General features: G+C 69.6%; 28 protein-coding genes and 1 tRNA gene. 18 read left to right on the top strand and 11 right to left on the bottom strand.

From position 1 onward, the window contains the following. Positions 1-296: 296 nt before the first annotated feature. From ACOEQ2_RS14150 to ACOEQ2_RS14170, 5 genes are all read right to left on the bottom strand, one after another. Positions 297-371 (bottom strand) — tRNA-Gln (locus ACOEQ2_RS14150). Between the two features lie 63 nt (positions 372-434). Further along, positions 435-1,190: a TetR family transcriptional regulator gene (locus ACOEQ2_RS14155; protein ID WP_419728612.1), complete on the bottom strand. Its 756-nt coding sequence runs from the start codon at positions 1,188-1,190 to the stop codon at positions 435-437. A gap of 27 nt (positions 1,191-1,217) precedes the next feature. After that, on the bottom strand, positions 1,218-2,066 hold the full coding sequence (gene proC, locus ACOEQ2_RS14160; protein ID WP_419728613.1) for a pyrroline-5-carboxylate reductase: 849 nt from the start codon (positions 2,064-2,066) through the stop codon (positions 1,218-1,220). A 6-nt stretch (positions 2,067-2,072) separates the two neighbouring features. After that, entirely contained in the window at positions 2,073-2,576 is a 504-nt protein-coding gene (locus tag ACOEQ2_RS14165) for a YbjN domain-containing protein (protein WP_419728614.1), read from the bottom strand. 215 nt (positions 2,577-2,791) lie between these two features. Continuing rightward, complete coding sequence (locus tag ACOEQ2_RS14170; protein ID WP_419728615.1) at positions 2,792-3,181, bottom strand: accessory factor UbiK family protein; 390 nt, start codon at positions 3,179-3,181, stop codon at positions 2,792-2,794. A gap of 132 nt (positions 3,182-3,313) precedes the next feature. On the opposite strand from ACOEQ2_RS14170, the gene rfaD reads away from it, so the two are divergent. The 8 genes from rfaD (at position 3,314) to ACOEQ2_RS14210 (ending at position 11,548) form a co-directional block, all read left to right on the top strand. Then, positions 3,314-4,294 (top strand): ADP-glyceromanno-heptose 6-epimerase, encoded by a 981-nt coding sequence (gene rfaD, locus ACOEQ2_RS14175; RefSeq protein WP_419728616.1) that lies wholly within the window; start codon positions 3,314-3,316, stop codon positions 4,292-4,294. A gap of 90 nt (positions 4,295-4,384) precedes the next feature. Continuing rightward, positions 4,385-5,224, top strand: a complete 840-nt coding sequence (gene lgt / locus ACOEQ2_RS14180; protein WP_419728617.1) for a prolipoprotein diacylglyceryl transferase — start codon at positions 4,385-4,387, stop codon at positions 5,222-5,224. Between the two features lie 38 nt (positions 5,225-5,262). Continuing rightward, complete coding sequence (locus ACOEQ2_RS14185; RefSeq protein ID WP_419731232.1) at positions 5,263-6,282, top strand: class I SAM-dependent methyltransferase; 1,020 nt, start codon at positions 5,263-5,265, stop codon at positions 6,280-6,282. Continuing rightward, positions 6,279-7,091, top strand: coding sequence for a peptidoglycan editing factor PgeF (pgeF, locus tag ACOEQ2_RS14190; RefSeq protein ID WP_419728618.1), 813 nt, complete (start codon positions 6,279-6,281; stop codon positions 7,089-7,091). Before ACOEQ2_RS14185 ends, pgeF begins: the two co-directional genes overlap by 4 nt. Beyond that, entirely contained in the window at positions 7,088-8,002 is a 915-nt protein-coding gene (locus ACOEQ2_RS14195) for a hypothetical protein (protein ID WP_419728619.1), read from the top strand. Before pgeF ends, ACOEQ2_RS14195 begins: the two co-directional genes overlap by 4 nt. A gap of 213 nt (positions 8,003-8,215) precedes the next feature. Continuing rightward, positions 8,216-9,148: a ribose-phosphate pyrophosphokinase gene (locus tag ACOEQ2_RS14200; RefSeq protein ID WP_419728620.1), complete on the top strand. Its 933-nt coding sequence runs from the start codon at positions 8,216-8,218 to the stop codon at positions 9,146-9,148. Positions 9,149-9,168: 20 nt separating this feature from the next. Continuing rightward, the gene (locus tag ACOEQ2_RS14205; RefSeq protein WP_419728621.1) at positions 9,169-9,777 is read left to right on the top strand and encodes a histidine phosphatase family protein; all 609 of its coding nucleotides are present in this window, start codon (positions 9,169-9,171) and stop codon (positions 9,775-9,777) included. Between the two features lie 226 nt (positions 9,778-10,003). Beyond that, on the top strand, positions 10,004-11,548 hold the full coding sequence (locus tag ACOEQ2_RS14210; RefSeq protein WP_419728622.1) for an alpha/beta hydrolase domain-containing protein: 1,545 nt from the start codon (positions 10,004-10,006) through the stop codon (positions 11,546-11,548). Between the two features lie 332 nt (positions 11,549-11,880). Here the strand turns inward: ACOEQ2_RS14210 and ACOEQ2_RS14215 are convergent, their stop codons facing one another. From ACOEQ2_RS14215 to ACOEQ2_RS14230, 4 genes are all read right to left on the bottom strand, one after another. Then, positions 11,881-12,939, bottom strand: a complete 1,059-nt coding sequence (locus tag ACOEQ2_RS14215) for an ROK family protein (RefSeq protein ID WP_419728623.1) — start codon at positions 12,937-12,939, stop codon at positions 11,881-11,883. Positions 12,940-12,944: 5 nt separating this feature from the next. Further along, entirely contained in the window at positions 12,945-13,904 is a 960-nt protein-coding gene (locus ACOEQ2_RS14220) for a class I SAM-dependent methyltransferase (RefSeq protein WP_419728624.1), read from the bottom strand. A gap of 405 nt (positions 13,905-14,309) precedes the next feature. Further along, on the bottom strand, positions 14,310-15,290 hold the full coding sequence (locus ACOEQ2_RS14225; RefSeq protein WP_419728625.1) for an NAD-dependent epimerase/dehydratase family protein: 981 nt from the start codon (positions 15,288-15,290) through the stop codon (positions 14,310-14,312). Next, positions 15,287-15,856, bottom strand: a complete 570-nt coding sequence (locus ACOEQ2_RS14230; RefSeq protein WP_419728626.1) for a TetR/AcrR family transcriptional regulator — start codon at positions 15,854-15,856, stop codon at positions 15,287-15,289. Before ACOEQ2_RS14230 ends, ACOEQ2_RS14225 begins: the two co-directional genes overlap by 4 nt. Before the next feature lie 242 nt (positions 15,857-16,098). Here ACOEQ2_RS14230 and ACOEQ2_RS14235 point away from each other — a divergent pair, with 242 nt between their 5' ends. From ACOEQ2_RS14235 to ychF, 4 genes are all read left to right on the top strand, one after another. After that, positions 16,099-16,545: a hypothetical protein gene (locus tag ACOEQ2_RS14235; RefSeq protein ID WP_419728627.1), complete on the top strand. Its 447-nt coding sequence runs from the start codon at positions 16,099-16,101 to the stop codon at positions 16,543-16,545. Positions 16,546-16,786: 241 nt separating this feature from the next. Continuing rightward, positions 16,787-17,464, top strand: coding sequence for a 50S ribosomal protein L25/general stress protein Ctc (locus ACOEQ2_RS14240; protein ID WP_419728628.1), 678 nt, complete (start codon positions 16,787-16,789; stop codon positions 17,462-17,464). 21 nt (positions 17,465-17,485) lie between these two features. Continuing rightward, on the top strand, positions 17,486-18,091 hold the full coding sequence (pth, locus tag ACOEQ2_RS14245) for an aminoacyl-tRNA hydrolase (RefSeq protein WP_419728629.1): 606 nt from the start codon (positions 17,486-17,488) through the stop codon (positions 18,089-18,091). Further along, positions 18,091-19,185 (top strand): redox-regulated ATPase YchF, encoded by a 1,095-nt coding sequence (gene ychF / locus ACOEQ2_RS14250; protein ID WP_419728630.1) that lies wholly within the window; start codon positions 18,091-18,093, stop codon positions 19,183-19,185. Before pth ends, ychF begins: the two co-directional genes overlap by 1 nt. Before the next feature lie 18 nt (positions 19,186-19,203). Here the strand turns inward: ychF and ACOEQ2_RS14255 are convergent, their stop codons facing one another. Next, the gene (locus ACOEQ2_RS14255; RefSeq protein WP_419728631.1) at positions 19,204-20,271 is read right to left on the bottom strand and encodes a potassium channel family protein; all 1,068 of its coding nucleotides are present in this window, start codon (positions 20,269-20,271) and stop codon (positions 19,204-19,206) included. Positions 20,272-20,366: 95 nt separating this feature from the next. Between ACOEQ2_RS14255 and ACOEQ2_RS14260 the strand changes: the two genes are divergently transcribed. From ACOEQ2_RS14260 to ACOEQ2_RS14285, 6 genes are all read left to right on the top strand, one after another. Continuing rightward, positions 20,367-22,268 carry an HAD-IIIC family phosphatase gene (locus ACOEQ2_RS14260; RefSeq protein ID WP_419728632.1) on the top strand — a complete coding sequence of 634 codons (1,902 nt, stop codon included), beginning with the start codon at positions 20,367-20,369 and terminating at the stop codon, positions 22,266-22,268. Between the two features lie 40 nt (positions 22,269-22,308). Next, complete coding sequence (locus ACOEQ2_RS14265; protein WP_419728633.1) at positions 22,309-22,554, top strand: acyl carrier protein; 246 nt, start codon at positions 22,309-22,311, stop codon at positions 22,552-22,554. Between the two features lie 53 nt (positions 22,555-22,607). Continuing rightward, entirely contained in the window at positions 22,608-23,852 is a 1,245-nt protein-coding gene (locus ACOEQ2_RS14270; protein ID WP_419728634.1) for a glutamate-5-semialdehyde dehydrogenase, read from the top strand. Positions 23,853-23,899: 47 nt separating this feature from the next. Continuing rightward, positions 23,900-24,511, top strand: a complete 612-nt coding sequence (locus ACOEQ2_RS14275; RefSeq protein WP_419731233.1) for a nicotinate-nucleotide adenylyltransferase — start codon at positions 23,900-23,902, stop codon at positions 24,509-24,511. A gap of 134 nt (positions 24,512-24,645) precedes the next feature. Then, positions 24,646-25,104, top strand: coding sequence for a ribosome silencing factor (gene rsfS, locus ACOEQ2_RS14280; RefSeq protein WP_419731234.1), 459 nt, complete (start codon positions 24,646-24,648; stop codon positions 25,102-25,104). A 12-nt stretch (positions 25,105-25,116) separates the two neighbouring features. Then, positions 25,117-25,572, top strand: coding sequence for a 23S rRNA (pseudouridine(1915)-N(3))-methyltransferase RlmH (locus ACOEQ2_RS14285; RefSeq protein WP_419728635.1), 456 nt, complete (start codon positions 25,117-25,119; stop codon positions 25,570-25,572). Between the two features lie 15 nt (positions 25,573-25,587). On the opposite strand, the gene ACOEQ2_RS14290 is transcribed toward ACOEQ2_RS14285, so the two are convergent. After that, positions 25,588-25,917, bottom strand: coding sequence for a hypothetical protein (locus ACOEQ2_RS14290; RefSeq protein ID WP_419728636.1), 330 nt, complete (start codon positions 25,915-25,917; stop codon positions 25,588-25,590). Positions 25,918-25,984: the final 67 nt, after the last annotated feature.

The raw sequence follows: 25,984 nt of genomic DNA on the forward strand, positions 1-25,984 counted from the left end.
GTGCCGTAGCCCGCCTCGCACGCCCGGGAAACAGGTTCCAGCTTCAGCAAGACCGGAGGTGCTTCGATGCACTCAGGTCATCCTGCAGAACCTGCGCTCGATGAGGTTTTGCCTGCGTCGTGCAATGCGGTTGAGCGGATAGCGGTAGCCGCCATCGCACGTCCATACCGCGCCCATCGCAACGACATGTCGTGAGGGGGACGTAATGACATCGCAGGAGACCAGGATTGCACCTGCACGTTCCGGATCGATGCGTCGCACGCTCCGCGCTGTGACGGGCCTGCTGCATGCGAGCCTGGTTGGGGCGGGAGGGTTCGAACCTCCGAATGGCGGAATCAAAATCCGCTGCCTTACCACTTGGCTACGCCCCAGCACCGCCCCGGACGGCGGTCCTAGATAGGATCAGCGGTCTCCGCCGTAAAGGGCCGCCCGGTCTAGGTCGGCCGTGGCTCCGGGCCGGCATCGAGCCCTGCGCCGCCCAGCGGCTCAACGTCCGGTGGCGGTGTCATCGGCGGCAGCACACCATCCACGTCGACGGCGTCGGCGACATCGAGCTCGACATCGTCGACACCGCGATCGAACAGCGGCCGGTCCAGCATGCGGCCGAGCCATTCCGCACGATCGAGCGCCTTGTCCAGCGCCACCATGGTGCCCGACAGGTCGGCGCTGTCGTCGCGGTCCCAGGCCCGCACGACCTGCAGCCACACCGCGATCAGCCCGCGCTTGCGGACGGTGCCGGCCAGGCCCGCGACATCGAGGCCGGCGGCCTGCGCCATCCAGTCCATGCTGTCTGCGGTGGCCGCACCCAGCAGCAGCGCCAGGCCGGGATCGAACGGGATCGCCCGCAGCACCGCCTGCACGCCACCGCGATATTGCTGCAGCACGTCGATCCGGCGCATCAGCAGGTCGAACAGCCGCTCCCTGACCGAGCCGCCCGAGCCGTCATCGACCAGGGCGGCACGATCGGCCAGCACGCACAGCCTGAGCAGCACGCTGGAGCGGAACGGGAACCGCACGCGCGCCTCGTCGAGCGGCAGTCCGGCCGCCCGCGCCGCTTCCGCCACATTCACCCGTCGCCAGCCGACGACCTCGGCACGAGCCATGGCGGCCTGGATGAGGGCGGAATCGAATTGATCGTCCATGCTCAGTGTCTCGTCCTCGTTGCCCGCGACGCCAACCGTCCTGGTCATGACGCGCGGGTGGCCGCCCGGTTGGCCTCAGCTGGCCAACGCCCGCGATCGTTCGGTGGCGGCGCGCACCGCCTCGGTCATCGCCCGTGGCCAGGCAGCGTCGGCCATCAGCACGGCCAGCGCCGCCTGGGTGGTGCCGCCCGGGCTGGTCACCGCGCGCCGGAGGTCGGCCGCGTCCTCCGGCGAGGCGGCAAGCAGGGCGCCGGCCCCGCTGACGGTCTCGCGCGCGAGCTGCCGGGCCAGCGCTTCGGGCAGCCCCTGCGCGCGACCGGCCGCCTCCAGCAGTTCGGCGAGCAGGAACACATAGGCCGGTCCGCTGCCGGAGACCGCGGTGACCGGATCGAGCAGCGCCTCGTCCTCGACCCAGGCGACGCTGCCGGCCGCGCGCAACAGCCGGTCACACAGATCGCGCCGGGCCTGCGAGACACCAGGTTCGGCAACCGCGACGGAAATACCGCGGCCGATTGCGGCGGGCATATTCGGCATCGCCCGGACAATCCCCGCAGCACCCGGGAGCGCGGAACGAAGCCCGTCCAGGGTGCGGCCGGCCATGATCGAGAGCACCACCGCATCGCCGATCAGCGGTGCGATCGCCGCCATCGCCTGGTCGGCCATCTGCGGCTTGATCGCCAGGATCACCGCGGCGGGTCGGATGTCGGCCGGGACGTCGCGCGCATCGGTGACCCGCAGATGAGGCCCGATCGGTGTTCCGGACGCCGAGGGTTCGATGATGACCGAAGCCGCGAGCCCTTCCGCCTCCCAGCCCGAAAGCAGGGCGCTGCCCATCCGGCCGCACCCGACCAGCAGGAGTGCCGGGATCACCGTCGCCGGGCCGGCCACGCCATGGTCGGGACGGCCGGATGCGTCGGGCGGCATGTCCTCTCAGGCCTCGCCGGCGCATTCGAGCATGGCGCACTCGAGCGCATCGGTCGGCGTCTTGCCGCCCCAGAGCACGAACTGGAACGCCGGATAGAAGCGCTCGCACTCGGTCATGGCGATGTCGACCATGTCCTCGAGGCTCTCGACCGAGGCGCTGGGGGTGCCACGCAGCAGCACCGAGTGGCGAAATAGCGGCATGCCGTCATCCGGGTCCATGCCGAAATGGCCGATCCAGAGCCGCTCGTTGGCGAGCGCCAGCAGCTCGAACAGGGCGCGGCGCTGCGTCGAGGGCACCTTCAGGTCGAACGCGCAGGTGAAGTGCATGGCGCTGATCTCGCGCGACCAGGAGAAATACAGGCCGTAATCGCACCACTTGCCGGGCGCCTCCGCGGCCATCTCGTTGTCCGTCCGGCGATCGAAGGCCCACTCGTAGCCGCCGACGATCTGCTCCATCAGGTCGAGCGGATTGGTGGCTGCGCGGTTGGAGGGCAGGTTGAGGGCAGGCATGCGGGGCTCCCCATCTGTTGGAGGGCGGCCCGGGCCTCGGCCCAGGTCCCTGTGTCTGCGGATGGTCGCCCGCCCGGCGGCCTTCGGATCCTGCACGAATCCGGCGCCGGCCCGGTCGATCTCGACCCTCCTGAAAGCCTATGGGTGTGGCGCGAGGGCTGCAAGTACCTGTTGCGTCATGGACGCACCGGCCGCTCGCGGCTGGCCGACCAGGCTCAGCTGGCGGCGGGAGGTGTTTCCGACCCGGCCGTCGGCTCGCCGGAACGGGGTGGCGGTCCGCCGGGCGCGCCCTCGAGCGCATGGTGGTCGTGGACCAGGTCGGCGCCGGAACCGGCCGAAGCGGCGGCCGAGGTTTCCAGTCCGTCGAGACGGGCTTCCAGGCTCGCGAGACGCGCCAGTGCCGCTTCCTGGCCGTCGCGGGCGGTCGCGGCCATTTCGCTGACCGCTTCGAACTCCTCGCGTCGCACCAGCTGCAGCGCGGTGAGCGCTTCGTCCACCCGGGCGCGCACGAGCGCGCTGAGCTCCTCGCCGATCCCGGCGATGGCGGAAAACGCCCCACCGGCAACACCGGCGAAGTCGTCGAAGATGCGGGATCTCTCGGCCATTGTCCTGTCCTCTTCGAAGGCGCCGCGGCGGCGTGCCGACCAGCATGTCCAGCTTAGGCGATATGGCGTCGCATGGAACCGGTTTCATCGCCTGCTGTCGCAACCCCGGCCGCTTCGCCTATAACCGCGTCCATGATCCTCCTGACCGGCGGCGCCGGCTTCATCGGCTCGTGCCTACATGCCGCCCTGCATTCGCGCGGCCTCGACACGGTGATCGTCGACCGGCTCGGCGATGACCAGAAATGGCGCAACCTGGCCGCCCATCCGCCGCAGCGTCTGGTGCCCCCGGAAGAGCTGGACGCGCTCCTGCAGGAACCCGGCCTCCAGCTCGACGCCGTCATCCACCTCGGTGCGATCAGCGAAACCACCGCGCGGGACGGCGACATGGTGTGGCGGACCAACGTGGCGTTGTCGCAACGGCTATGGCTGTGGTGCGTCGCGCACGGCGTGCCGTTCCTCTATGCCTCGTCCGCCGCGACCTACGGTGCCGCCGACGGCGAGGGCGGCTTCTCCGACGATCCGGCGCTGCTCGACACGCTGCGCCCGCTCAACCTGTACGGCTGGTCCAAGCACGCCTTCGATCTGTGGGTGCGCCGCCAGGTCGAGCGCGGTGCGCCGGCGCCGCCACAATGGTCCGGGCTCAAGTTCTTCAACGTCTATGGCCCGAACGAGTACCACAAGGGCGGCATGATCTCGGTGGTGAAGGTCAAGCACCACGAGGTCGAGACCGGTCGTCCGGCGCGATTGTTCCGCTCAGACCGGCCGGAACTCGCGGACGGGGCGCAGGCGCGCGACTTCGTCTGGGTCGGCGACGTGGTCGACGTGCTGCTCTGGCTGCTGGACACGCCCGCGGTCAGCGGCCTGTTCAACCTCGGCACCGGCGTCGCGCGCACTTATCTCGACCTGGCGCACGCGGTGTGTGACGCCGCCGGCGTGCCGCGCCGGGTGACCTTCATCGACATGCCGGAAGCGCTGCGCGGCCAGTATCAGTCCTACACCTGCGCCGACATCGGCCGGCTGCGTTCGAGCGGCTATCCCGGGCGGTTCACCACGCTCGAGGAGGGGGTGCGCCAGTACGTGCAGCGCCTGGCATCGGGCAACCCGTACCTCTGAGCGGTCGCGGCCTGGATGTGATCCAGGCTTGCAGGGTGCGGCCGGGCCCGCGAGAAGGGGCGGGTTGCTGCCCCAGGATCGTTCCCGCCCATGTTCCCAGTGCTGGTGTTTCCCGAGTTCGACCCCGTGCTGGTGCAGCTCGGGCCGCTGGCGATCCGCTGGTATGCGCTGGCCTACATCGTCGCCCTGGTGCTCGGCTGGCGGGTGATGCGTCGAATGGCGGCCCGATCGCCGGTGGTCGCCACGCCGCTGCAGGTCGACGATTTCCTCACCTGGGCCACCCTCGGCGTCGTGCTCGGCGGCCGCCTCGGCTACATCCTGTTCTACCAGCCGAGCCTGTATCTCGCGCACCCGGCCGCGATCCTGGAGCTCTGGCATGGCGGCATGAGCTTCCATGGCGGCATGCTCGGCGTCGTGGTGGCGCTGGTGATCTACACCCGCAGGTGCCGCATCAGCCTGCTCGGGTTCGCCGACCGCCTGGCCATCGTGGTGCCGATCGGTCTCGGGCTGGGACGGGTCGCCAACTTCATCAACGGCGAGCTGTGGGGCCGTCCGGCGGATCCGTCGCTGCCGTGGGCGATGATCTTCCCGCGCGTCGACATGATCCCGCGCCATCCGAGCGAGCTCTACGAGGCGCTGCTGGAGGGCGTATTGCTGCTCGCCGTCATGCTGCTGCTGGCGCGGCACGAGCGCATCCGCGAGCGGGCGGGACTGCTCACCGGCATATTCCTGCTCGGCTACGCGATCCTGCGCGCCACCGCCGAGCATTTCCGCCAGCCGGACGCGTTCCTGAACTACCTGGCGTTCGGCACCACCATGGGCCAGCTGCTGTGCATCCCGATGGCGGTCGCCGGCATCGGGCTGATCCTGTACTCGCGCCGCGGCCCTAAGCTGGAGCCGATCGCGCTGCCCGTGCAGGACCCGGCTTGAGCGAATTCCTGCCCACGGAGGAGCGGCTCGACCGCTTCATGGCGCGGGCGAATGCGGCGTACTACGCGACCCGCGACCCGTTCGCCGACTTCATCACCGCACCCGAGATCGCCCAGGCGTTCGGCGAGCTCCTCGGCGCCTGGGCCGCGGTGACGTGGCAGGCGATGGGCGCACCCGACCCGGTGCTGCTGGTCGAGGCCGGCCCCGGACGCGGCACCCTGATGGCCGACGCGCTGCGGCTGATCAACCGTGTGGCGCCGGCGTTCGGCGCCGCGCTCCGGCTGCACCTGGTGGAGACCTCGCCCCGGCTGCGGGCGGTGCAGGCGGAGGCGCTGGCCGGACGGCTCGCCACGCCGATCACCTGGCACGATCGCACCCAGGACCTGCCGGACGGGCCGCTGATCCTGCTCGCCAACGAGTTCCTCGACGCGCTGCCGATCCGCCAACTGGTGCATGGCCCCGGTGCGGGCGGCTGGATGGAGCGCCACGTCCGGGATGGCGGCTTCGTGCTGCACCCCGGCCTGCCGCCACCGCCGCCGCTGGACCGCCGGGACGTGGCCCTCGGCGATGTGCTGGAGCTATGCGAGCCGGCGCTGGCGATCGTGGCGCTGCTGGCGCGTCGCGTGGCGCAGACACCCGGCGCGGTGCTGCTGCTGGATTACGGTCCGGACCAGCCGGGATCCGGCGAGACGCTGCAGGCGCTGCTGGGCGGCCAGCCCGCGGATCCGCTGCTTCGCCCGGGCGAAGCGGACCTGACCGCGCATGTGGATTTCCCGGCCCTGGCCGATGTGGCGCTCGAGCAGGGCGCCGCCGTGCACGGTCCGGAGGGGCAGGGCGCGTTCCTCAGCAGGCTCGGGCTGTTTGCGCGCACCGAGCGACTGGCACGCGGCCGTCCGCCGGCGGAGGCGCGGGCCCTGCTCGACGCCGCGCACCGGCTGGCGGCACCCGAGCGCATGGGACGCCTGTTCAAGGCGATGGCGCTGTGCCACCCGTCGATTGGTGTGCCGCCGGGATTCGCGGTGCCCGATGACGGCCCGGCAACCGAGAGGACGGCATGAACGCAGGCGGCGACATCGCGACCGACACGCCGGTCTTCCTCGAGAGCGCCGTGCTTGCCGGCATCCGGCATGGGTTCTTCACGCGGGTCGGCGGCGTATCGGAAGGGCCGTACGCGAGCCTGAACTGCAGCGTCACCAGCGGTGATTCGCCTGATGCCCTGCAGGAAAACCGTCGGCGCATCGCGACCGTCATGGGCGTGGCGCCGGCCCATCTGCTGGGCATCACGCAGGTGCACGGCATCGAGGTCGCGACGGTGGACGTGCCCTGGCGCACCGGCGAAGGACCCCGTGCGGATGCGATGGTCACCGACCGGCCCGGCCTGGCGCTCGGCATCATCACCGCCGATTGCGGGCCGGTGCTGCTGGCGGATCCGATCCGGGGCGTGATCGGCGCTGCGCACGCAGGCTGGCGCGGCGCCGTCGCCGGGGTGCTCGACGAGACCGTGGCGGCGATGCTGCGGCTCGGCGCGCAGGCGGACCGGATCCTCGCGGCAGTCGGACCCTGCATCGGTCAGGCGAGCTACGAGGTCGGGCCCGAAGTGCGAGACCAGGTGCTGCAGGGCGGCGTGGCGTCCGAGGGCTTCTTCCTTGCGGGCCGCGGCGACCGGCTGCAGTTCGACCTGGCCGGCTACTGCGTCGCCCGGCTGCGCGCATCAGGTGTCGGCACCATCGACGTGCTCGGCTGCGATACCTGTGCCGACGCGGCCCGCTTCTTCAGTCATCGCCGCCGCGTGCTGGCCGGTGGTGGCCCGATCGGTCACCAGATCTCGGTGATCGCGCGGCCGATCGAGGGCGGCGCGCAGGCATGAGCGTGATGCTTCCCCGCGCATCGGCCGTTGCGCTGGCGCTGTCCCTCGCCGGTCTCCTGGCCGGCTGCGGTGACCTGCCGCAGCCGTTCGCGGAGAACCCCGGCGCCGAGGCGCTGCGCCTGGCGACCCCACCGCCTGCGCGCCTCGACATTCCCCCGCCGGCGCATGCGCTGCTGGCCGACGCCCAGGCGCAGCAGTGGTCGCAGGCGCTCGCCGACTCGCTGCTGCTGAAGGAGGTCCCTGCGGTCGCCCAGCCGGCCCGGAAGGGCGACTGGCACCTGGTGGTCGATGCCAGCCTGGAGGGCGACCAGGTGGTGCCGCGCTACCGGATCGTCAGCCCGGCCGGCAAGGTGCGGGCGAGTGCCAACGGGACTCCGGTGCCGGCCGATGCCTGGGCCAGCGCCGACCCTGCGCTGCTGAAGGCGAACGCCCAGCTCGCCGCTGCCCAGGTCAGCACCATGCTGACCGGCATCCAGGCGGCGGTGGCGCAGGCGGATCCGAACAGCCTGCTCAACCGGCCCACGCGGATCTGGTTCACCGGGGTCACCGGGGCGCCGGGCAACGGCAATCTCGAGCTGGCCCGGCAGATGGCGGTGCTGCTGCCGGACGGCCACAACACGCTGCAGACGACAGCCAGGAATGCCGACTACACGGTCAGCGGCCACGTAACGATCTCCAAGCCGGACCGCGCGTCGGACGGCGTGCAGCATATCGAGATCGTCTGGACGGTGCAGAACGCGAAGGGCCACGAGGCCGGCAAGGCGACCCAGCTGCACGACGTTCCGGCGCATTCGCTGGACGGCTATTGGGGCGATGTCGCCGCCGATGCCGCACAGGAAGCTGCGTCCGGCATCCACGAGGTGATCGCCAACAACGAGGGCCGGCCGCACCCGCCAGCCTCCGGATCGTGACGCGACGGCTCGCTCCGAAATGTCACGTTCCGGGTGAAACGTGCCGGCATTCCTGACGATGGCGTGACAGCGGCGGGTGCCGTTGCTAGAAGGCGGCGGCCAGTTCGCGGGCCCGGTCGAGGCCGGCGGGACCGGTCGATCGCGGAGCCTCACGCCATGACGCCACTCGCATGAAGCTCCCCGCCATGAACCTTCCGCCATGAAGCCCAGGCCATGAAGATCGTCGCCTGCAACAGCAACCGCCCGCTCGCCGAGGCGGTGGCGACGACGCTCAACCTGCCGCTGTGCAAGGCGGTGGTGCGACGCTTCGCCGACATGGAGATCTTCGTCGAGATCCAGGAGAACGTCCGCGGCGAGGACGTCTTCGTGGTGCAGAGCACCTGCTATCCGACGAACGACAACCTCATGGAACTGCTCATCATGATCGACACGCTGCGCCGGGGTTCGGCGCGGCGCATCACCGCGGTCATGCCGTATTTCGGCTATGCCCGGCAGGACCGGAAGTCCGGCCCGCGCACCCCGATCAGCGCCAAGCTGGTGGCCAACCTGATCACCGAGGCCGGCGCCAACCGGGTGCTGACGATGGATCTGCATGCCGGCCAGATCCAGGGCTTCTTCGACATCCCGGTCGATAACCTGTTCGCCGCCCCGCTGTTCGCCCGCGACATCAAGGAGCGCTACGGGAGCCGCGACCTGATGATCGTCTCCCCCGATGTCGGCGGCGTGGTGCGGGCGCGCCAACTCGCCAAACGGCTGAACGTCGACCTCGCCATCATCGACAAGCGCCGTGAGCGGGCGGGGGTGTCCGAAGTGATGAACGTGATCGGCGACGTGTCGGGGCGGCACTGCCTGCTGGTCGACGACATCATCGATAGCGGCGGATCGCTGGTGAACGCCGCCGACGCGCTGATCGCCGAGGGTGCGACGTCGGTTGGCGCATACGTGACGCACGGCGTGCTGACCGGCGGTGCGGTGTCGCGCGTTGCCTCGTCGCCGATCGAGATGCTGACGCTGACCGACAGCATCCTCGGCACCGAGGCCGTGCGGCTTGCGGCCAACGTGCGCCAGATCACCATCGCCCAGCTGCTCGCCAACGCGATGCGGGCGGTGTCCGACGAGAGCTCGGTCAGCTCGCTGTTCGACTGAAACCCGGAGACATTCCCCGCATGACGGCAAGGCTTGCACTGCGACCGTTCTGGTACCTGCGCCATGGCGAGACCGACTGGAACGCGCAGGGGCTGAGCCAGGGCCGGTCCGACATCGAGCTTAACGCCACCGGCATCGCCCAGGGTGGCAATGCCGCGGAGATCATGGCGAAGCATTGGGGCGATTTCGCGCCGGTCACCCGGATCGTGTCGTCACCGCTGAAGCGTGCCTTCCGCACCGCCGAGATCGTTGCCGACGCGCTGGCCGAACAGGACGGCGTGAGGCTGCCGATCACCACCGATCCCGAGCTGCAGGAGGTGTGTTTCGGCGTCCAGGAGGGCGAGCCGATGGGCACCTGGTACGACAGCTGGATCGCCGGCGAGTACACCCCCGCGGGTGCCGAGCCGTTCCAGGAACTGGTGTCGCGCGCGGTCGCTGCGGTGGACCGGGCGACGGCGGGTGAGGGCGTGGCGTTGATCGTGTGCCACGGGGCGATGTTCCGCGCCCTGCGCATGGCGATGGGCCTGCCCGCCAACGTGCGCCTGCAGAACGCCATCCCGCTCTGGCTCACCCCCGGCAGCCCGGATCCGCTGCCGTGGGTCCTGACGGACGTCAGCCAGCACGGTTGAACCTGCAACGGATCCACGGCGCGTTCGGGCACGCAGCACGCCCTGCCCGCGGATCCCACCAAAGGTCCGCGCACGGCTGACTTGCGAATTCCGCGTCGTTCGGGCCGTTGCGAAACATCGTTTGCGAAGCTAACCCTTTACGGAATCGAGACGAACGGGGCCCTACCCGCGGCGCCGGCGTTCGATAACGGGCCACCCGGAAAACCGGGGGCAGAGGGAGGACACCATGAAGAACAACCGATCGGCGCTGCGCCGCATGGGCACGGCCGTCATCGTTTCCGTAGCCCTGGCCGGCACGGCGCACGCCACCGGCGGGCGCGACATCCCGACAGTCACCGGCCCGATACCCGGCACAAGCGTCGGCAACCACCCCTTCGATGCCGCCGCCTACCAGGCGGTCCCGATCGACCTTGCCAGGAGGGGCTACCGCGAGGACGAGTATTTCCTGAGCGGCACCGCCAACGTCTATCAGTACGACAACCCGGCGGACCCTGCCGATACCGCGGTCAAGGTGCTGCGCGAGGGGCCCTATACGAATCGCATCCTGGTGCGGCGCCCGACCGATCCGCGACGCTTCAGCGGCAATGTCGTCATCGAGCTGCTGAACGCCACCAACGACTATGACCTGCCCGTGCTGTGGTCGTACGCCCACGACTATTTCCTGAGCCGTGGCGACGTCTGGATCGGCATCACCAGCAAGCCCGTCACCATCGCCGGGCTCAAGACGTTCAACCCGGTCCGCTATGCCGCCCTCTCCTGGGCCAACCCCAACCCGAACGAGACCGACGCCAGCTGCCCGGTGCTGCAGACCATCGTCGGCGGTGCGACGCACGCCACCGAGGACGGGCTGCTCTGGGACGTGCTGAGCCAGACCGCGGCACTCGTGCGCAGCGGCGACCCACGCAGCCCGCTGCATGGATACGGCGTGCGCGCGATCTACGGCGCCGGCTATTCGCAGAGCGCCATCGACCTGGTGCCATACATCAACGCCATCGCCCCGCTTACCCACGGCGCGCCGATCTTCGACGGCTACCTGGTCGGTTCCGGCTTCGGCATCCAGGCGCCGCTCGACCAGTGCAGTCCGGCTCCGGCCAGCGGCGATCCGCGCAACGTGCTGCGCTCGCCGAACGCGGCGATCATCGCGACCCAGTCGCAGACCGATTACGTGAGCGGACGGCAGGCCTATCGGGCCGACAGCGATGCCGCGAACGACCGCTACCGCTATTACGAGGCGGCCGGCCCGGCCCATGTCGTGGTGGAACAAACGACATCCGCAGCCAACACGACCGATACCCATGCTGCCGGCGGGACCACCCTGGTCGAGGATTACGCCACCTGCCTGCCCGGCGCGCAGCTCAGCACCTTCCCCGGCCGCTACCTGCTCGACGCCGCATTCTCCCAGCTCGAAGGCTGGGTCCGCAACGGCCGCACCCCACCCCATGCCCCGCTGCTGCAGACCAGCGGCACCCCGCCGAACCTGGTCACGACGCTGGACGCGAACGGCAACGGCGTCGGTGGCGTGCGTGCGCCCGAACTGGATGCGGCAGTCGCGACCTATACCGCGAGTACCGGAGCGGCCAGCCTGAACTGCTCGCTGTCCGGCCAGGTCCTGCCGTTCGACGCGGCGAAGCTGCACGGGCTGTATCCGACCGATCTCAGCTATCTCGGCCGCTTCGTCGGCAGCACCCTTGCGGTCACGCGGCAGGGCTTCCTTACCCCTGACGACGCCGTGGAAGCGATCGGCCAGGCGCTGCAGAGGCACGTGCCGTAATCCAGGCAAGGAAACACGGTGCGTTCAGAACAGGGACGTTCGGGGGCTCGCAATCAGGTCGATGAAAGCCCTCGACGGAGCCGGCATGAACCGGTCCGGAAAAAACGCCGAGGCACTTAGGATACGACGGCTCGAAATCGGCTCTGGACGCGGTGACGGCGTGCCTCGCCAAGGAGCTTTCGGCGCTTGGCATCAGGGTCGACGCCGCCGATCGGTACACACCGCAACGGTCGAGCAGGCGGCCGCGGCTGGATCGATGCGGCCGCACCCGTGGGTTTTATTTCGAACGGCAGGTGGTGCCCTGTTGACGGATGTCGACCATCCAAGCTGCCTCAGGCGGCCTCCCGGTTCTGGAAGCTGGCGTTTCCGAGGCCGGTTCCGATCGTCAGCACGCCCCAGCGGCTGACGTCCTGCATCCACGGCACCTCGCTGAGGCCCTGCACCACCGCGTCGTTATGCAGCACCACGGTGGTGGCGTGACCGTCGATCTGCGGCAAGGCGGCGGTGACGCGTTCGGTCAGGCTGAAGCGGCTGCCCTCCCAGTTGCCCGGCAGGTTCTGGGCACCACGCGTGATGGTGCCGTCCGCCTCGAGCAGCCCGGGACAACCGATGCCGATCAGCGGAACCAGCCGCCGCTTGTCGCGCGCAGCCCGGCGGGTGAGGTCGGTGAGCATGCGGCACAGATGCTCGATCGCCTGCTCGCGGGTCGGCTCGTCGTCGCGATGCCGCCACAGCTCCAGCCCCATGACACGGGCGTCGCACAGGCTCCCGCGTCGGCCGAGATTGAGCTCGACCAGGCCGGCACGGATGTTGGTGCCGCCGATATCCACCGCCAGCATGCAGTCATGGCCCGACAGCATCCAGCGCGGCACCAGCTGGGCGGCACCGACCAGGCCGGCCTCGTCCGGGTGGTGCCTGATCGGCCGCAACTCCACCGTCTGGCCGGACGCGCGCAGCAGCAGACCGGCGCGGGCGATCGCCAGCAGACCGACCCAGCTCGCGCGCATGCCGCCGCCGATCGCGATCCGCTCCACGCCGCGCCAGCCCGAACTGCGCAACAGGCGCCGCACCAGCGTGGCGAGCTCGCCGCCGAACTGCTCGACGGTGCCCATGACCAGAGCCGCCGCTTCCGGCTCGCCCTTGGTCAGGATGCGATCGAGCGTCCGCTTGCCGAGATCCGCGGTCGGCCGTTCGCCGAGCGGGTCGCGGCCGTTAGCCTTCAGCGCCTGGCGCGCCTGCTCCAGCATCGCCTGGAAGGCGCGCTTGCTGGCGCGGTCGCCGATCAGACCGTCCTTGTCGCGAAGTTCCGAGTTGTAGGCGAGCACTTCCACCGCCGAGAGGCCGAGCTCGCCGTGCGCCAGCTTCGAGTGCCGGGCCTCTGCCTTGCTCACCGCGTTCATGAATGGGCCCCCGGGCTCTGTTCGCCGACCAGCAGGATGTGGGCCGCGCGGTCGATGAAATTCGGGTCGGATCCGTATTCCCGCTCGAGCCGGTCTAGGCTTTCGTCGAAGCTGTCCTGGCCACGGATCGCGCGCGGGTTCCAGTTCGGGTCGGTGGCGAAGCGGCCATGGAAGACGTCGAGCCCGATGGTGGCGACGGTGCCGAGCAGTGGCCGGAACAGCCCGCGCAGTTCGTCGGCGCGGAACAGATGCGACGGGAAGCCGAGATGCCGGCCATCCGCCAGGTCGACATCCAGCCAGTCGGCGTCGTTGTCCTGGCGATACGAGCGCGCGCGGTCGAGCCGGTCGACATAGATGGTGGGCAGGCTGCCGACGGCGCGCACGGTCACGAACAGCGCGTCGCCGGTGACGCGCGCAAGCTCGGACGCCACCGCCGCGTGGCTGGCGCGGGGGAGATGGTTGAGCACGCCGTAGAGGCACAGGCCGATATCGAAATGCCGGTCCGGGAACGGCAGGCGCTGGTTCAGGTCGGCGAGCGAGACGTCGAGCCTGGCCCCGGTGATGTCATGCACGGAACAGGCGAGATGCAGCGTGGTGCGCGCGAGAGCCACCATGGCGGGCGAGATGTCCAGCCCATGCGCCTCGATCGTGGTGAAGCCGTGGGTGTGAGCGCCAAGCACGATGCGGCCGAGCCAGGTGCCGGGTCCGCAGCCGGCGTCCAGGATCCGGATGTGGCGTTGGCCGGCGGCGGCAAGCTGCGCCAGACGTGCGTCGATGCGGCGCCAGATCTCGCGGTCGGCAAATCCGAGGCAGCCCTCGAACTCGAACGGCCGTGTCGGATCGCCGTCCGCGTAGGAAAGATAGTCCGCGCCGGCAGCGTCGTAGGCGGTGGCGGCACCCGCCGACAGCCGCCCGCCGACATCTGCGGAATGGCGGGGGATCTTCTGCAGTTTCATGGTCGGTCTCCGGACGGCGGACTGCCGCGACAGGCAGATATCCGGGCGACGCCGCGTGTCGGTCGCGGGTCGGTCAAGGGCCGTGTCGGGAGGACGCTCATCGCGACGCAGGCTGCCGGAGGTTGGCGTAAAGAAGCGATGCGGGATCCGCGATGGCGGCGTAAAGGCGCCGTTTATCCCGCTGCTTCGATGGTGGCGGCGGGGACCTGGCCCTCGTCCGGATCGGTCGGCAGCAGGGGCGGCGGTGGCGCGATCGGCCTGGGGTGGCGGTCGCGCGTCACGCGTGGTGAGAGGCCTTTCTCGCTCACCCTTCAGGAACGGCGACCACTGCTTCCCGCGCGGCCTACGCCCCTGGCGAGTCCTTGCGCCACCCGTCGCGCCGGCACCGCGACACGGGCTGAGACGTCAGGCCCTGGGCGGAGAAACCCTCTCGTAGCTCCGCAGGCCATCCGCGCGCGATGTCCTTCCGGCATAGCCCAGCTCGCGGCGCGCGGCGGCATCGTTGGTGCTGAACTCCCGCCCGATCATGCGCACCATCGAGCGTGAGAGTGGCGGGTCGTCCTTGCGAAGCGTCACGGTCCAGGCGGCCTCCAGCAGCCCCCCCAGGGTGAAGGCCAGGCGATACGGCATCGACTGCACTTTATCGATGGACAAGCCCTGCACGCCCGCAAGCATCGCGATGAACTCACGGAAGCTTTGCCGTTCCCGATCGTTGACGAAGTAGGCTTGGCCGTTCGTGCCACGCTCGAGCGCGCATTGCACCGCCTCGACGACATTATCCACGTGACAGATCGAGAAGGCGTAATCGCCCCGATCGAAGAAGGCGAAGCGCCCGGAACCGATGGCACGCGGCAGTTCACGGCTGAACCCGTCGCCCACCCCCCAGATCGCCGACGGACGAAGGGCGATCGTCCGGAAGCCGGGTTTGTCGGCAGCCAGGACGAGCGTCTCGCCGCGGGCCTTGCTCGCAAGATAGCCGGAAAAGCTGTCGGGGTAGATCGGCGCGCTCTCGTCGATGTCGCGGAGCGGCGTGCCCCGGTTATCCATTGTGATACCCGCAGCACTGATGTGGACGAAGGTTCGCGCGCCGGCCTTCTCGGCTGCGCGGAGCAGCACGGCGGTGCCATCGACGTTTGTCCGGAAGTAGGGTGCGCGTGGCCCTGCGAAGCGGAACCGGGCGGCTGCATGAACGACGGCGTCGATTGCAGGCAGGGGAGACAGCGACCTTTGCAGGTCGCCCGCGAGGGGGGAGGCGCCCAGCGCCCGGATCGCCTCGTTGGACGATGCAGAGCGCGTCAGCGCCAGCACCTGATGACCGCCCTCCACAAGCTTCGGGATCAGGTGCCTGCCGAGGAAGCCGGTGCCTCCGGTGACGAGGATTTTCATGGCGGCGGCTCTTTCGGTTTGGGGCGGAAGACCGCCTGCAGGGCCTGCTCGCGGATGCTCGCGACGACGGCGGGGGTGGGCGGCGCCGCATCGCGCAGGCGGGCCGTCACATGGAGCAGGGATGCGGCGTTGACGGACGACCACATGAGGTCGGCGGCCGCTCCCGCCGGGACGGCAAGCCGTCCCTCGACGGCCAGGGCTCGAAGACGTTCGATCAGAAGCGCGAAGGCCTGCTCAGCGGCGGGTATGCGGGCGCCCTGGAGGAAACGGCCGATCATGGCCGCGTAGAGCCGGGGGTGCGATGCCGCGAAGCACACGTAATCGTCCCAGCCGTGCCGGAGCGCGATCTCGGGATCGTCGGATTGGACGGCCACCTGCTTGCGTTGCAGGAACTGCGCGAAGGCTTCCGTCATGGCGGCGCTGAGGAGACCGTCGGCGCTACCGTAGTGGTGGTAGAGCGTGGGCGCGGTGACCTTTGCCTCAGCGCAGACCGCGCGCGTCGAGAACTGCGCCTCGCCGCCTTCCCCCAGAACCTTCAATGCCGCCTTCAGCAGGGTTTCGCGCATGCTCATCAGGGCATTGTAGCACCGCTATAGAAGGCATGTCTATATCATCGCTATAGGCCTCCTCCGACATGCCTCCGCCTGGCCTGCTCACATCCCGGAGATGCAGGTCAGGCCGCCCGCGGGCAGCAACCGATGCAGCCGGGTGGTCTCGCGGTTCCAGCTGGCCTGCGCCGTCAGGAACGCGATGGCCTTGCCGTCCGGCGTCCAGGTGCCGACCAGATTTCCGCGACGCCGGTCGCCGGATGCGCGCCGTTCGCTTCGGAGACGGTGAGCCGGCGCGTCATGCCGCCATCTGCCGGGGTTGCATCGACCTCCCGAGCATCGCCGATGCTGGCGGTGAGGGCGATCCATGTGCCGTCCGACGAATGATGCGGCGCCGTGTCACAACCGGCCTCGTGGATAAGGCGGCCGCGGTGCCGCCGACCATCGGCACGGTCCAAAGGCTACCCCGGGCCTCGAACACGATCCGGTCGGTGTGGCTGTTGGGGAACCGCAACAGCGCCGGCGTCGGCGTGCAGGCGCCCGTCGCGGCGGCGGCCAGGATGAGCGTGATGGCGGCACAGCAGGCGCCGAGCACGATGGCGTGCAGCAGCCTCCGACGACCGGGTGAAAGGCTCGAGATCAGCGGCACGTGCGAAATCCGTTGCGATGTCGACGAGGCGCTCCGCAAGAAGCCGGCCAAGTTGTAGAATGCCTGCAAGATCAGGACGCTCCGGGTTCACCGGTACGAATGGCGCCGCGTGCTCTGAAGGCAGATCCGCAACTCTTGGGATTATGCACCAACCTCGGTAGCGTCCTGTCGGGTTGCGGCCACCTTGCCTCGGTGGCGTTTTTTCGCTAGACGCGCGCCTTCGCGCTCGGCGTCGGCTGATGCGTGCTGTCGCGCTGGCACCCCTGGAGGCCGGCGCGCTTTGTATTCAGGAGCAGAGAGTGACCAATTTCACGACGATCGAGGCGTCGGTGCGTGCGAAGGCTGGTAAGGGGGCAGCGCGCGCAACGAGGCGGGACGGGCTGGTACCAGCCGTCATCTACGGCGCCAAGCAGGAAGCGAGCCTGATCGCGCTCGACCCGCGGGTGGTGATGCGCGAGCTGGTCAAGAGCGGCTGGCGCTCGCGGCTGTACGAGATCAATGACGGCGGCGCGCCGGTGCGCGCGCTGATGCGCGAGGTGCAGCTGCATCCCGTGAGCGATCGTCCGATCCATGTCGACTTCCAGCGCCTGGCGCCGGGCGAGCACATCAAGGTGGCCGTGCAGGTGGTGTTCACCGGCGAGGAGACCTCGGTCGGCATCAAGCGCGGTGGCGTGCTGAACGTGGTTCGCCACACCATCGAGGTGTCGGTCGACCCGGACCACATCCCGGCCAACTTCAGCATCGACCTGTCCGAGCTCGACATCAACGACAACGTCCGCTGGTCCGACATCAAGGACACCAGCAACGCCGTTCCGGTGATCCTCGACCGCGACTTCGTCATCGCCACGGTTGCGGCGCCGACGATCGTCGCCGAGCCCGAGCCCGCCGCGGCTGCTGCAGCACCTGCGGCCGCTCCGGCCAAGGGCACCAAGGCCCCGTCGAAGCCGGCCGCTGCCAAGCCCGCCGCGAAGAAGTAGTCTTCGGGGTCGGGCGGATCGATGTTGCTCTGGACCGGGCTCGGCAATCCCGAGCCCGGGATGGCGCGGCAACGACATAATATCGGCTTCATGGCGATCGACGCGATCGCCCGCCGACATGGCTTCACGCCCTGGCGCAAGCGCTTCCGCGGCGAGTTCGCGGAGGGCGTGGTCGGCGGCGTGAAGGTGCTGGCGCTGAAGCCGCTTACCTACATGAATGCGTCCGGTGAGAGCGTCCAGCAGGCGGCCGCCTTCTACAAGCTGCCGACGACCGCAATCACCGCGTTCCATGACGAGCTCGACCTGGCGCCTGGGCGGATCCGGGTGAAGTTCGCCGGTGGTGCGGCCGGGCATAACGGGCTGCGCAGCATGGACCGCATGCTGGGCACGCCGGACTATTGGCGTGTGCGGCTCGGCATCGGCCATCCCGGGATCAAGGAGCGGGTCACCGGGCATGTGCTGGGTGATTTCGCCAAGGTCGATCAGGACTGGCTGGTGCCGCTGCTCGACGCGGTGGCGGACGCGGCACCGCTGCTGGCGCAAGGTTTGCCGGAGACCCGCCCGGAGCCGTTCATGACACGCGTGGCACTGCTTGTCGGTGGCCCCGTCTCGAAGGATCAGAACTGATGGGTTTCAACTGCGGCATCGTCGGGCTGCCCAATGTCGGCAAGTCGACCCTGTTCAACGCCCTGACCGCGACCGCGGCGGCACAGGCGGCGAACTACCCGTTCTGCACCATCGAGCCGAATGTCGGTCGCGTCGCGGTGCCCGATCCCCGGCTGCAGGCTCTGGCCACCATCGGCAAGAGCCAGAAGATCGTGCCGACCAGCCTGGAGTTCGTCGATATCGCCGGGCTGGTGCGGGGCGCCTCGCGCGGGGAGGGGCTCGGCAACCAGTTCCTCGCCAACATCCGCGAGGTCGACGCCATCATCCACGTGCTGCGCTGCTTCGAGGACGACGACGTCACCCATGTCGAGGGCTCGGTCGATCCGATCCGCGACGCCGACACGGTCGAGACCGAGCTGATGCTGGCCGACATGGACAGCCTGGAGAAGCGCCTGCTGCCGTTGCAAAAAAAGGCGCGCAACAACGATCGCGACGCCGCGGCGCAGGTGGCGATCATGGAGCCGCTGCTGGCCGCATTGCAGGCCGGCCGTCCGGCGCGCACCGCGATCCCCGCGGGCGAGGCCGAGGCGGTACGCCGACTGCAGCTGATGACCGCGAAGCCCGTGTTGTACGTATGCAATGTCGAGGAGGCAGCGGCTGCGACCGGTAACGCGCAGTCCGAGCGCGTGGCGGCAAAGGCGCGTGCCGAGGGAGCGGCCTCGGTGGTGGTCTCGGCGGCGATCGAGGCCGAGGTGAGCCAGCTTCCCGAGGCCGATCGCACCGAATTCCTGGAGGGGCTGGGCCTGTCGGATAGTGGGCTCGACCGGGTGATCGCGGCCGGCTACCGGCTGCTCGGGCTGACCACCTATTTCACCGTGGGCCCGAAGGAGACCCGTGCCTGGACGATCACCGTCGGCACCAAGGCCCCGCAGGCGGCGGCGGTCATCCACAACGACTTCGAGCGCGGCTTCATCGCCTGCGAAACGATCGGCTACGACGACTACATCGCCTACAAGGGCGAGGCCGGCGCCAAGGATGTCGGGAAAATGCGCATCGAGGGTCGCGAGTACGTGGTGAAGGACGGCGACGTGCTGCTGTTCCGCTTCAACGTCTGACCGCGCCACGCCGACGCATCACCCGCGGATCGGACCATTCCGCCCGGTGCGCACCGGTGCGCGGAAGCCGTCGAGGGCCACTGCCCGACCGGTGCGGGCGACCAGGGTCAGGCCGGCGCCGGCACTGACCCGCATGTCGGGTTCCGCCCGCTTCGGCTCCTCGTGCCGGCCGGCCTGCACCGACAGGATCAGGAAGCCGTTTTCCGCCCGGCGCTCGATCTCGGCGATCCGGCGTCCATCGAATGCGCTGCCGACCTCGACGGTCACGACATGCAACTCGAGCCCGAGGCGCCTCAGGCCGGTGGCGGCGGCGTCGCTTTCCGATGGCCGCCGCAGCGCCTCCGACAGTTCCGGGTACAGGATGATCTCGGCGATCCGCTCGGCGCCGATATGGGTCGGCAGCACCACCCGGTCGGCGCCGGCCTGCAACAGCTTGCGTTCGGTCGAGGGCGCCTCGCCGCGGGCGATGATGGTGAGCTGGCCGTTCAGGCTGCGCGCACTCAGGGTGATGAACACGTTGGCGGCATCGTCCGGCAACACGGTGGCGAGCGCCCGGGCGTTGAGGATGCCGGCACTCCGCAGCGCGTCCTCCTCGGTGGCGTCGGCCCGCAGGCACAGGAAGCCTTCCGCCTGCGCGCCGGCCAGTCGCTCCTCGTTGCGTTCCAGCACCAGGCACGGCACCCCGCCGGCGATCAGCTCGCGGGCCAGCATCTGGCCGATGCGGCCGAAGCCGCAGATGATCACGTGGCCGGACAGGCTCTCGATCTGGCTCTTCATGCGGCGCGTTCCCAGGATGTCGTTGATCTGGCTGAAGGTGATGAACTGCACCAGCGCACCGGTGAGGAAGATCGTCCCGGAGCAGCCGAGCACGATCAGCCCGATGGTGATGGTGCGCAGCTCGACCCCGACGATCGGGTGGACCTCGCCGTAGCCGACGGTGAACACCGTCAGCACCGTCATGTACAGCGCGTCGGCGAGCGGCCAGCCGGCCTGCATGTAGCCGGCGATTGCCAGCGCCATGACGGCCAGCACGAAGGCGACGCCGCCCAGCAGGTTGCGCAGCGGCTTGCCGAGGGCGGAGTTCATGCCGGGGAACCGGTTGGCGGGGCGGTCGGCGGCCGGTTCGATTGACACTGCCGGGGGCCGCAGGAATGATGCGCTGCACCCGAACCGAGGTCCTGATGCCGAAACCCAGCCTGGCTTGGTTGCCCGAGCCGACCGATTTCGTCACGCGCATCAAGGCGCTCGAGGCGGCCGGGACCGTTGCGTGGGCGGACCTGGTGGCACTTGCCAACCAGCGCCTGGATTTCCTCAAGGTCGAGCGGCTCGACAAGCTGGTGCGTCGCCATTTCGGGGAAGCCCCGCCGCCGGGACTGCCGACCAAGCCGGTGCGGCTGGCGATCCTCGGCTCCTCGACCACGGTGCATCTGCTCGCCCCCATTCGCGTCGCGGCCCTCAGGCGCAACATCTGGCTCACCCTGCATGAGGGCGAGTATGGCCAGTATCAGCAGGAACTCGCCGACGTCGATGCGGAGCTGCACCGTTTCCGGCCCGACGTGGTGTTGCTGGCGTTCGACAGCCGGCATGTGACCGCAGGCTTCGACGCTGCCTCCGATGCCGCCGCCGCCGACGCCGCGCTGGATGAGCAGCTCGGCCGGATGCGCCAGTGCTGGTCGCTTGCCCGCGAGAAGCTGGGTGCGGCGGTGATCCAGCAGACGGTGATGCCGACCCTGCCGACGCTGATGGGCAGCAACGAACAGCGCCTGCCCGGGTCGCCGGTGCGGCTGATCGCGCGGATCAACCAGGCGCTGCGCAGCGAGGCCGATGCGGCCGGCGTGCAGCTGCTCGCACTCGACGATGCGGCGGCGCAGGACGGCATCAACGAGTGGCACGACCCGGTGCTGTGGCATCGCGCCAAGCAGGAGGTCACCCCCGTCGCAGCTCCCGTGTATGGCGACCTGGTGGGGCGGCTGGTCGCGGCGTTGCAGGGCCGCAGCTCGAAATGCCTGGTGCTCGATCTCGACAACACGCTGTGGGGCGGGGTGATCGGCGATGACGGGCTGGAAGGCATCGCCATCGGCCAGGGATCCGCACTCGGCGAGGCGTTCCTGTCGGTGCAGGAGTACGCGAAGTCGCTGGCCAAGCGCGGCGTGATCCTGGCGGTGTGTTCGAAGAACGACGAGGTCAACGCCTTGTCGGCGTTCGAGAAGCACCCCGACATGCTGCTGAAGCGCTCCGACATCTCGTCGTTCTTCGCCAACTGGGACGACAAGGCGACCAACCTGCGGCGCATCGCCAAGGACCTGAATATCGGCCTCGACAGCCTGGTGTTCCTCGATGACAACCCGTTCGAGCGCAACCTGGTCCGCGGCGAGTTGCCCGAGGTGGCGGTGCCCGAGATCCCCGACGACGATCCGGCGCTGATGGCCAAGGTGCTGGCCGATGCGGGTTATTTCGAGGGCCTGTCGATCACCGACGAGGACCGCGCGCGCACCGTGCAGTATCAGGCGAACCGCGAGCGCGCCGCCCTGGAAAGCTCGGCGACCGACCTGCCGGCGTATCTGCGCAGCCTGGAGATGCAGCTGGTCTGGCGTCGGTTCGACCGCATCGGGCTGAGCCGTATCGTCCAGCTGATCAACAAGACCAACCAGTTCAACCTGACCACGCGTCGCAAGACCGAGGAGCAGGTGAGCGCGCTGATGGCGGATCCGAACTCCTTCGGGCTGCAGCTGCGGCTGCTCGACCGGTTCGGCGATAACGGCATCATCGCCATCGTGATCGGGCATGTCGACGAGGCGAAGGTCTGCCACATCGACACCTGGCTGATGTCGTGCCGGGTGCTCGGCCGTGGCGTCGAGGAGGCGACATTGGCGCTGATCGCACAGGCGGCAGGCGAGCTCGGCGCCGAGACGCTGGTCGGCGAGTACATCCCGACCGCCAAGAACGGCATGGTGTCCGGCCATTACGGCAAGCTCGGCTTCTCCGATCACGTCGAGCAGGCGCATGGCGGCCACGTGGCCCGGCTGTCGCTGCATGACTTCGTGCCGGCAGAGAGCTACATGGCGATCAGCGAAGGCGCCTGAACCGGCGCCTCATCGTCCAATAACTGAGGAGACACACGACGTGGCGACGGAAGCGGAAGTCTATGCGGGCCTCACCGAGGTGTTCCACGAGGTGTTCGGCGACGACACCCTGAAGATCACGCCCACCACCTCGGCGGACCAGGTGCCCGGCTGGGACTCGATCAAGATGGTGACCATCATCATCAGCGTCGAGCAGCATTTCGGCATCAAGCTGCGCTCGCGCGAGGTCGACCAGCTGAAGAATGTCGGCGACCTGGCGACGCTGATCCAGGCGAAAGCCGCCTGATCTCCTGACCTGGGCTGGGTTCTTTGGGCCAGGGCGGCAACGCGCCGGGAGCGGTGCCCGGATCGTGGATCGCCGACGCGGCGGCGGCGGCGCGGAATTCGACGCGCATCCTGGCCGGATCGGTCGAGGCCACGCGCAACCGGGCGCTGCAGGCCGCGGCGACGGCGATCCGCGATCGCTGCGTGCAGATCCTGGCCGCGAACGCGCGGGATCTCGACGTCTCGACCGCCACGGATGCGTTCCGCGACCGGCTCACCCTGACGCCGGCTCGCATCGACGCGATGGCGCACGGGCTGGATGAGATCGCCGCGTTGCCGGATCCGCTCGGGCGTGAACTTGCGGCCTGGACCCGGCCCAACGGGCTGCAGTTCCGGCGCGTGGCGACGCCGATCGGCGTGATCGGCATGATCTATGAGAGCCGACCGAATGTCGGTGCCGACGCGGCAGGGCTGTGTCTCAAGTCCGGCAACGTGGTGATCCTGCGTGGTGGCTCCGAGAGCCTGCACAGCGCGCGCGCGATCCACGCTGCGATGGTCGAGGGGCTGATCGCGGCCGGGCTGCCCGAGGCGTGCGTGCAGATACCGCCGGACGCCGATCGCGCGCATGTCGGGGCGATGCTGGGAGCGGCGGGGCTGGTCGACCTGATCATCCCGCGCGGCGGCCGGTCGCTGGTCGAGCGGGTGCAGCGCGAGGCGCGGATGCCGGTGCTGGCCCACGCGGAAGGCCTCTGCCACACCTACGTCCATCGTTCGGCCGATGCCGACATGGCGCGGCGCCTGGTCGCCAACGCCAAGATGCGCCGCACCGGCATCTGCGGCGCCACCGAGACGCTGCTGATCGACGCGGCGGTCGCCGGTGCGCTGCTGCCGCCGATCATTGCCGACTTGGGCGCACTCGGTTGCGACTTCCGGGCCGACGCAGCCGCCCGCGCCATCGTGCCGGGGCTGACACCGGCGGCCGCGGATGATTTCGACACCGAGTGGCTGGATGCAACGCTGTCGGTCGCCGTGGTGGCCGATCTCGACGCGGCGCTGGCGCATATCGCAGCCCATGGCAGCGGCCATACCGAGGCGATCGTGGCGGAGGACGAGGCGGCCGCGCGCCGGTTCCTGGCCGGCACCGATAGCGCGGTGGTGCTGTGGAACGCGTCGACGCAGTTCTGCGATGGCGGCGAGTTCGGCTTCGGCGCGGAGATCGGGATCGCCACCGGGCGGGTGCATGCGCGCGGTCCGGTCGGGCTCGAGCAGCTCACGACGTTCCGCTACGAGGTGATCGGGACCGGCCAGACGCGGCCGTGACCCACGGCTCACGAGCTGGCGTGCCGCACCGCGGCGATCGGCGGCGGATGCGCATCGGGCTGCTCGGCGGCTCGTTCAATCCGGCGCATGACGGGCACCTGCAGGTCGCCCGGCAGGCGCTGGTGCAGTTGCAGCTCGACCAGGTGTGGCTGCTGGTCTCCCCCGGCAACCCGCTCAAGCCGCGTGCCGGCATGGCCCCGCTCGATGTGCGCCTGGCAGGAGCGGGGGCGATCGCCGATGGGCGCCGGATCGTGGCGACCGACATCGAGCGGAGCCTGAACACCCGCTACACGATCGACACCGTCCGCCACCTGCGGCGGCGGTTCCCCGAGGTGCGCTTCGTCTGGCTGATGGGCGCCGACGGGCTGGCCGAGCTGCCACGCTGGCGTCGCTGGCGCGAACTGGTGCGGACGGTGCCGGTCGCCGTGCTGCCACGGCCGTCCTACAATCATCGGGCTCTCGCCGGCCGGGCGGCGCTGCGGCTGCGGCACGCGCGGCACCCGGCGCGGGAGGCGACGATCCTTGCGAACCAGGCAGCACCTGCCTGGATCTTCCTGACCGCGCCGCAAACCGACATCTCGGCCACCGCCCTCCGGCGCGAGCGCGAAACCGGGCGTGGCAAACGCAAGCCTTGGCCGGGACGCGCGACAGGCCGATAAAGCGCCTCTCGACACCAGAGAGACGGAGTGCCATCCGTCAGACACGTTCCGGCAGGAGACCGATCATCGCCAGGAAGCCCATCGCCGAACCCGGCAAATCCACCCGAGCCGGTGCGTCCAGGCCCTCAGCGGCACTGGCCGAGGCGGTGCGCGCGCCCGGCACCCCACGCAAGAAGGCCGCCGCCGCCGGACCGCAGGGCCCGCGTGGCAAGGCCGCACCCCGGGCGACGCTGGAGCCGTCGGTGCTGGAGAAGTATCTCGGCGTGATCACCGAGAGCCTGGCCGACGACAAGGGCGAGGACATCGTCACCCTGGACCTGACCGGCCGCGCCTCGTTCGCCGATCGCATGGTGATCGCCACCGGCCTCGCCGACCGCCAGATCAGTGCGATGGCCACGCACCTGGAGACCAAACTCAAGGAGGTCGGGCTCAAGCGGGTGCTGATCGAGGGCGCCGGCGGGTCGGACTGGGTGCTGATCGATGCCGGCGACATCGTCGTGCATCTGTTCAAGCCGGACGCGCGTGCGCTGTATGCGCTGGAGCGGATGTGGGGCGCGGATCTCGACGAGCCCGCGGACGAGGGTCCGACCTGAGCCTCGCCCGCCGTGCGGCTGATCGCCGTGGGGCGGATGAAGGACGGGCCGGAGCGCGATCTGCTGGAGCGCTACCAGCAGCGCCTGGCGCCGAGGCTCGAGCTGGTCGAGGTGCCCGAGGGCCGCGGCGCCCCGATCGAGATCAAGCGCCGTGAGGCCCAGGCGCTGCTCGCTGTTCTGCCGCCGGCGGCGCTGGTCGTGGCGTTGGACGAGGGCGGCGAGCGGCCCGACAGTCTCGGCTTTGCAGCCCGGCTCGAGGCGTGGCTCGTTGCCGGCCGGCCGCTCTGCTTCGTGATCGGCGGCGCCGAGGGGCTCGATGCCAGCGTCATGGCGCGTGCCGATGCCAGCCTGTCGCTGGGGGCGATGACCTGGCCGCACATGCTGGTGCGCGGGCTGCTGGCGGAACAGCTCTATCGTGCACGAGCGATCAGCACCGGACATCCGTATCACCGTGCCGGACGACCCTGATGGCATCGCACCTGCTCAGCCGGGCGTGGCCGCAGGTCCAGAGGTTCGAGCATTGCCGGCAGCGGGCGTCGCGCACCGGAAGATGATGTCGAAGGCGGTCGGGTAGTATGGGGTGAATGGGTCGCCATCCGGACGCAGGTCCAGGATCGTGCTGACCCTCGCCTGTTGCAGGCAGAAGCGGCTGGCCTCGGCCAGGACCAGACGGTTCGCCTCGCGGCCGCCTCCGAGTGCGGGTGCACGCTCCACCGACAGCGTATAGGTGTCGGGGCCGACTGCCACGACGGCGCTGTCGAAGCCGCATCCGGCGAGACAGCAGAGCAGCGTGCCCGCAAAGAATGTCCGCATCGTTTTGCGCAGGGCGTTGAAGGCCCTCTCCTGGCGAACGATCCGGCCTGTCCGGCGATACAGCCTC

It is taken from the genome of Lichenicola sp., assembly GCF_965198575.1.
Taxonomy (GTDB): Bacteria; Pseudomonadota; Alphaproteobacteria; order Acetobacterales; family Acetobacteraceae; genus Lichenicola.

What these genes read in the sequence shown, in the direction of transcription:
- ACOEQ2_RS14235 (WP_419728627.1), top strand. Translation starts at nt 16,099, where the DNA reads ATGCGCGCCGTTCGCTTCGGAGACGGTGAGCCGGCGCGTCATGCCGCC.
- pth (WP_419728629.1), top strand. Translation starts at nt 17,486, where the DNA reads ATGTTGCTCTGGACCGGGCTCGGCAATCCCGAGCCCGGGATGGCGCGG.
- lgt (WP_419728617.1), top strand. Translation starts at nt 4,385, where the DNA reads ATGTTCCCAGTGCTGGTGTTTCCCGAGTTCGACCCCGTGCTGGTGCAG.
- ACOEQ2_RS14220 (WP_419728624.1), bottom strand. Translation starts at nt 13,904, where the DNA reads ATGAAACTGCAGAAGATCCCCCGCCATTCCGCAGATGTCGGCGGGCGG.
- ychF (WP_419728630.1), top strand. Translation starts at nt 18,091, where the DNA reads ATGGGTTTCAACTGCGGCATCGTCGGGCTGCCCAATGTCGGCAAGTCG.
- ACOEQ2_RS14170 (WP_419728615.1), bottom strand. Translation starts at nt 3,181, where the DNA reads ATGGCCGAGAGATCCCGCATCTTCGACGACTTCGCCGGTGTTGCCGGT.
- ACOEQ2_RS14195 (WP_419728619.1), top strand. Translation starts at nt 7,088, where the DNA reads ATGAGCGTGATGCTTCCCCGCGCATCGGCCGTTGCGCTGGCGCTGTCC.
- ACOEQ2_RS14255 (WP_419728631.1), bottom strand. Translation starts at nt 20,271, where the DNA reads ATGAACTCCGCCCTCGGCAAGCCGCTGCGCAACCTGCTGGGCGGCGTC.
- ACOEQ2_RS14230 (WP_419728626.1), bottom strand. Translation starts at nt 15,856, where the DNA reads ATGCGCGAAACCCTGCTGAAGGCGGCATTGAAGGTTCTGGGGGAAGGC.
- ACOEQ2_RS14200 (WP_419728620.1), top strand. Translation starts at nt 8,216, where the DNA reads ATGAAGATCGTCGCCTGCAACAGCAACCGCCCGCTCGCCGAGGCGGTG.
- pgeF (WP_419728618.1), top strand. Translation starts at nt 6,279, where the DNA reads ATGAACGCAGGCGGCGACATCGCGACCGACACGCCGGTCTTCCTCGAG.
- ACOEQ2_RS14185 (WP_419731232.1), top strand. Translation starts at nt 5,263, where the DNA reads ATGGCGCGGGCGAATGCGGCGTACTACGCGACCCGCGACCCGTTCGCC.
- ACOEQ2_RS14210 (WP_419728622.1), top strand. Translation starts at nt 10,004, where the DNA reads ATGAAGAACAACCGATCGGCGCTGCGCCGCATGGGCACGGCCGTCATC.
- ACOEQ2_RS14225 (WP_419728625.1), bottom strand. Translation starts at nt 15,290, where the DNA reads ATGAAAATCCTCGTCACCGGAGGCACCGGCTTCCTCGGCAGGCACCTG.
- ACOEQ2_RS14290 (WP_419728636.1), bottom strand. Translation starts at nt 25,917, where the DNA reads ATGCGGACATTCTTTGCGGGCACGCTGCTCTGCTGTCTCGCCGGATGC.
- ACOEQ2_RS14165 (WP_419728614.1), bottom strand. Translation starts at nt 2,576, where the DNA reads ATGCCTGCCCTCAACCTGCCCTCCAACCGCGCAGCCACCAATCCGCTC.
- ACOEQ2_RS14275 (WP_419731233.1), top strand. Translation starts at nt 23,900, where the DNA reads ATGCGCATCGGGCTGCTCGGCGGCTCGTTCAATCCGGCGCATGACGGG.
- ACOEQ2_RS14205 (WP_419728621.1), top strand. Translation starts at nt 9,169, where the DNA reads ATGACGGCAAGGCTTGCACTGCGACCGTTCTGGTACCTGCGCCATGGC.
- proC (WP_419728613.1), bottom strand. Translation starts at nt 2,066, where the DNA reads ATGCCGCCCGACGCATCCGGCCGTCCCGACCATGGCGTGGCCGGCCCG.
- ACOEQ2_RS14155 (WP_419728612.1), bottom strand. Translation starts at nt 1,190, where the DNA reads ATGACCAGGACGGTTGGCGTCGCGGGCAACGAGGACGAGACACTGAGC.
- rfaD (WP_419728616.1), top strand. Translation starts at nt 3,314, where the DNA reads ATGATCCTCCTGACCGGCGGCGCCGGCTTCATCGGCTCGTGCCTACAT.
- ACOEQ2_RS14260 (WP_419728632.1), top strand. Translation starts at nt 20,367, where the DNA reads ATGCCGAAACCCAGCCTGGCTTGGTTGCCCGAGCCGACCGATTTCGTC.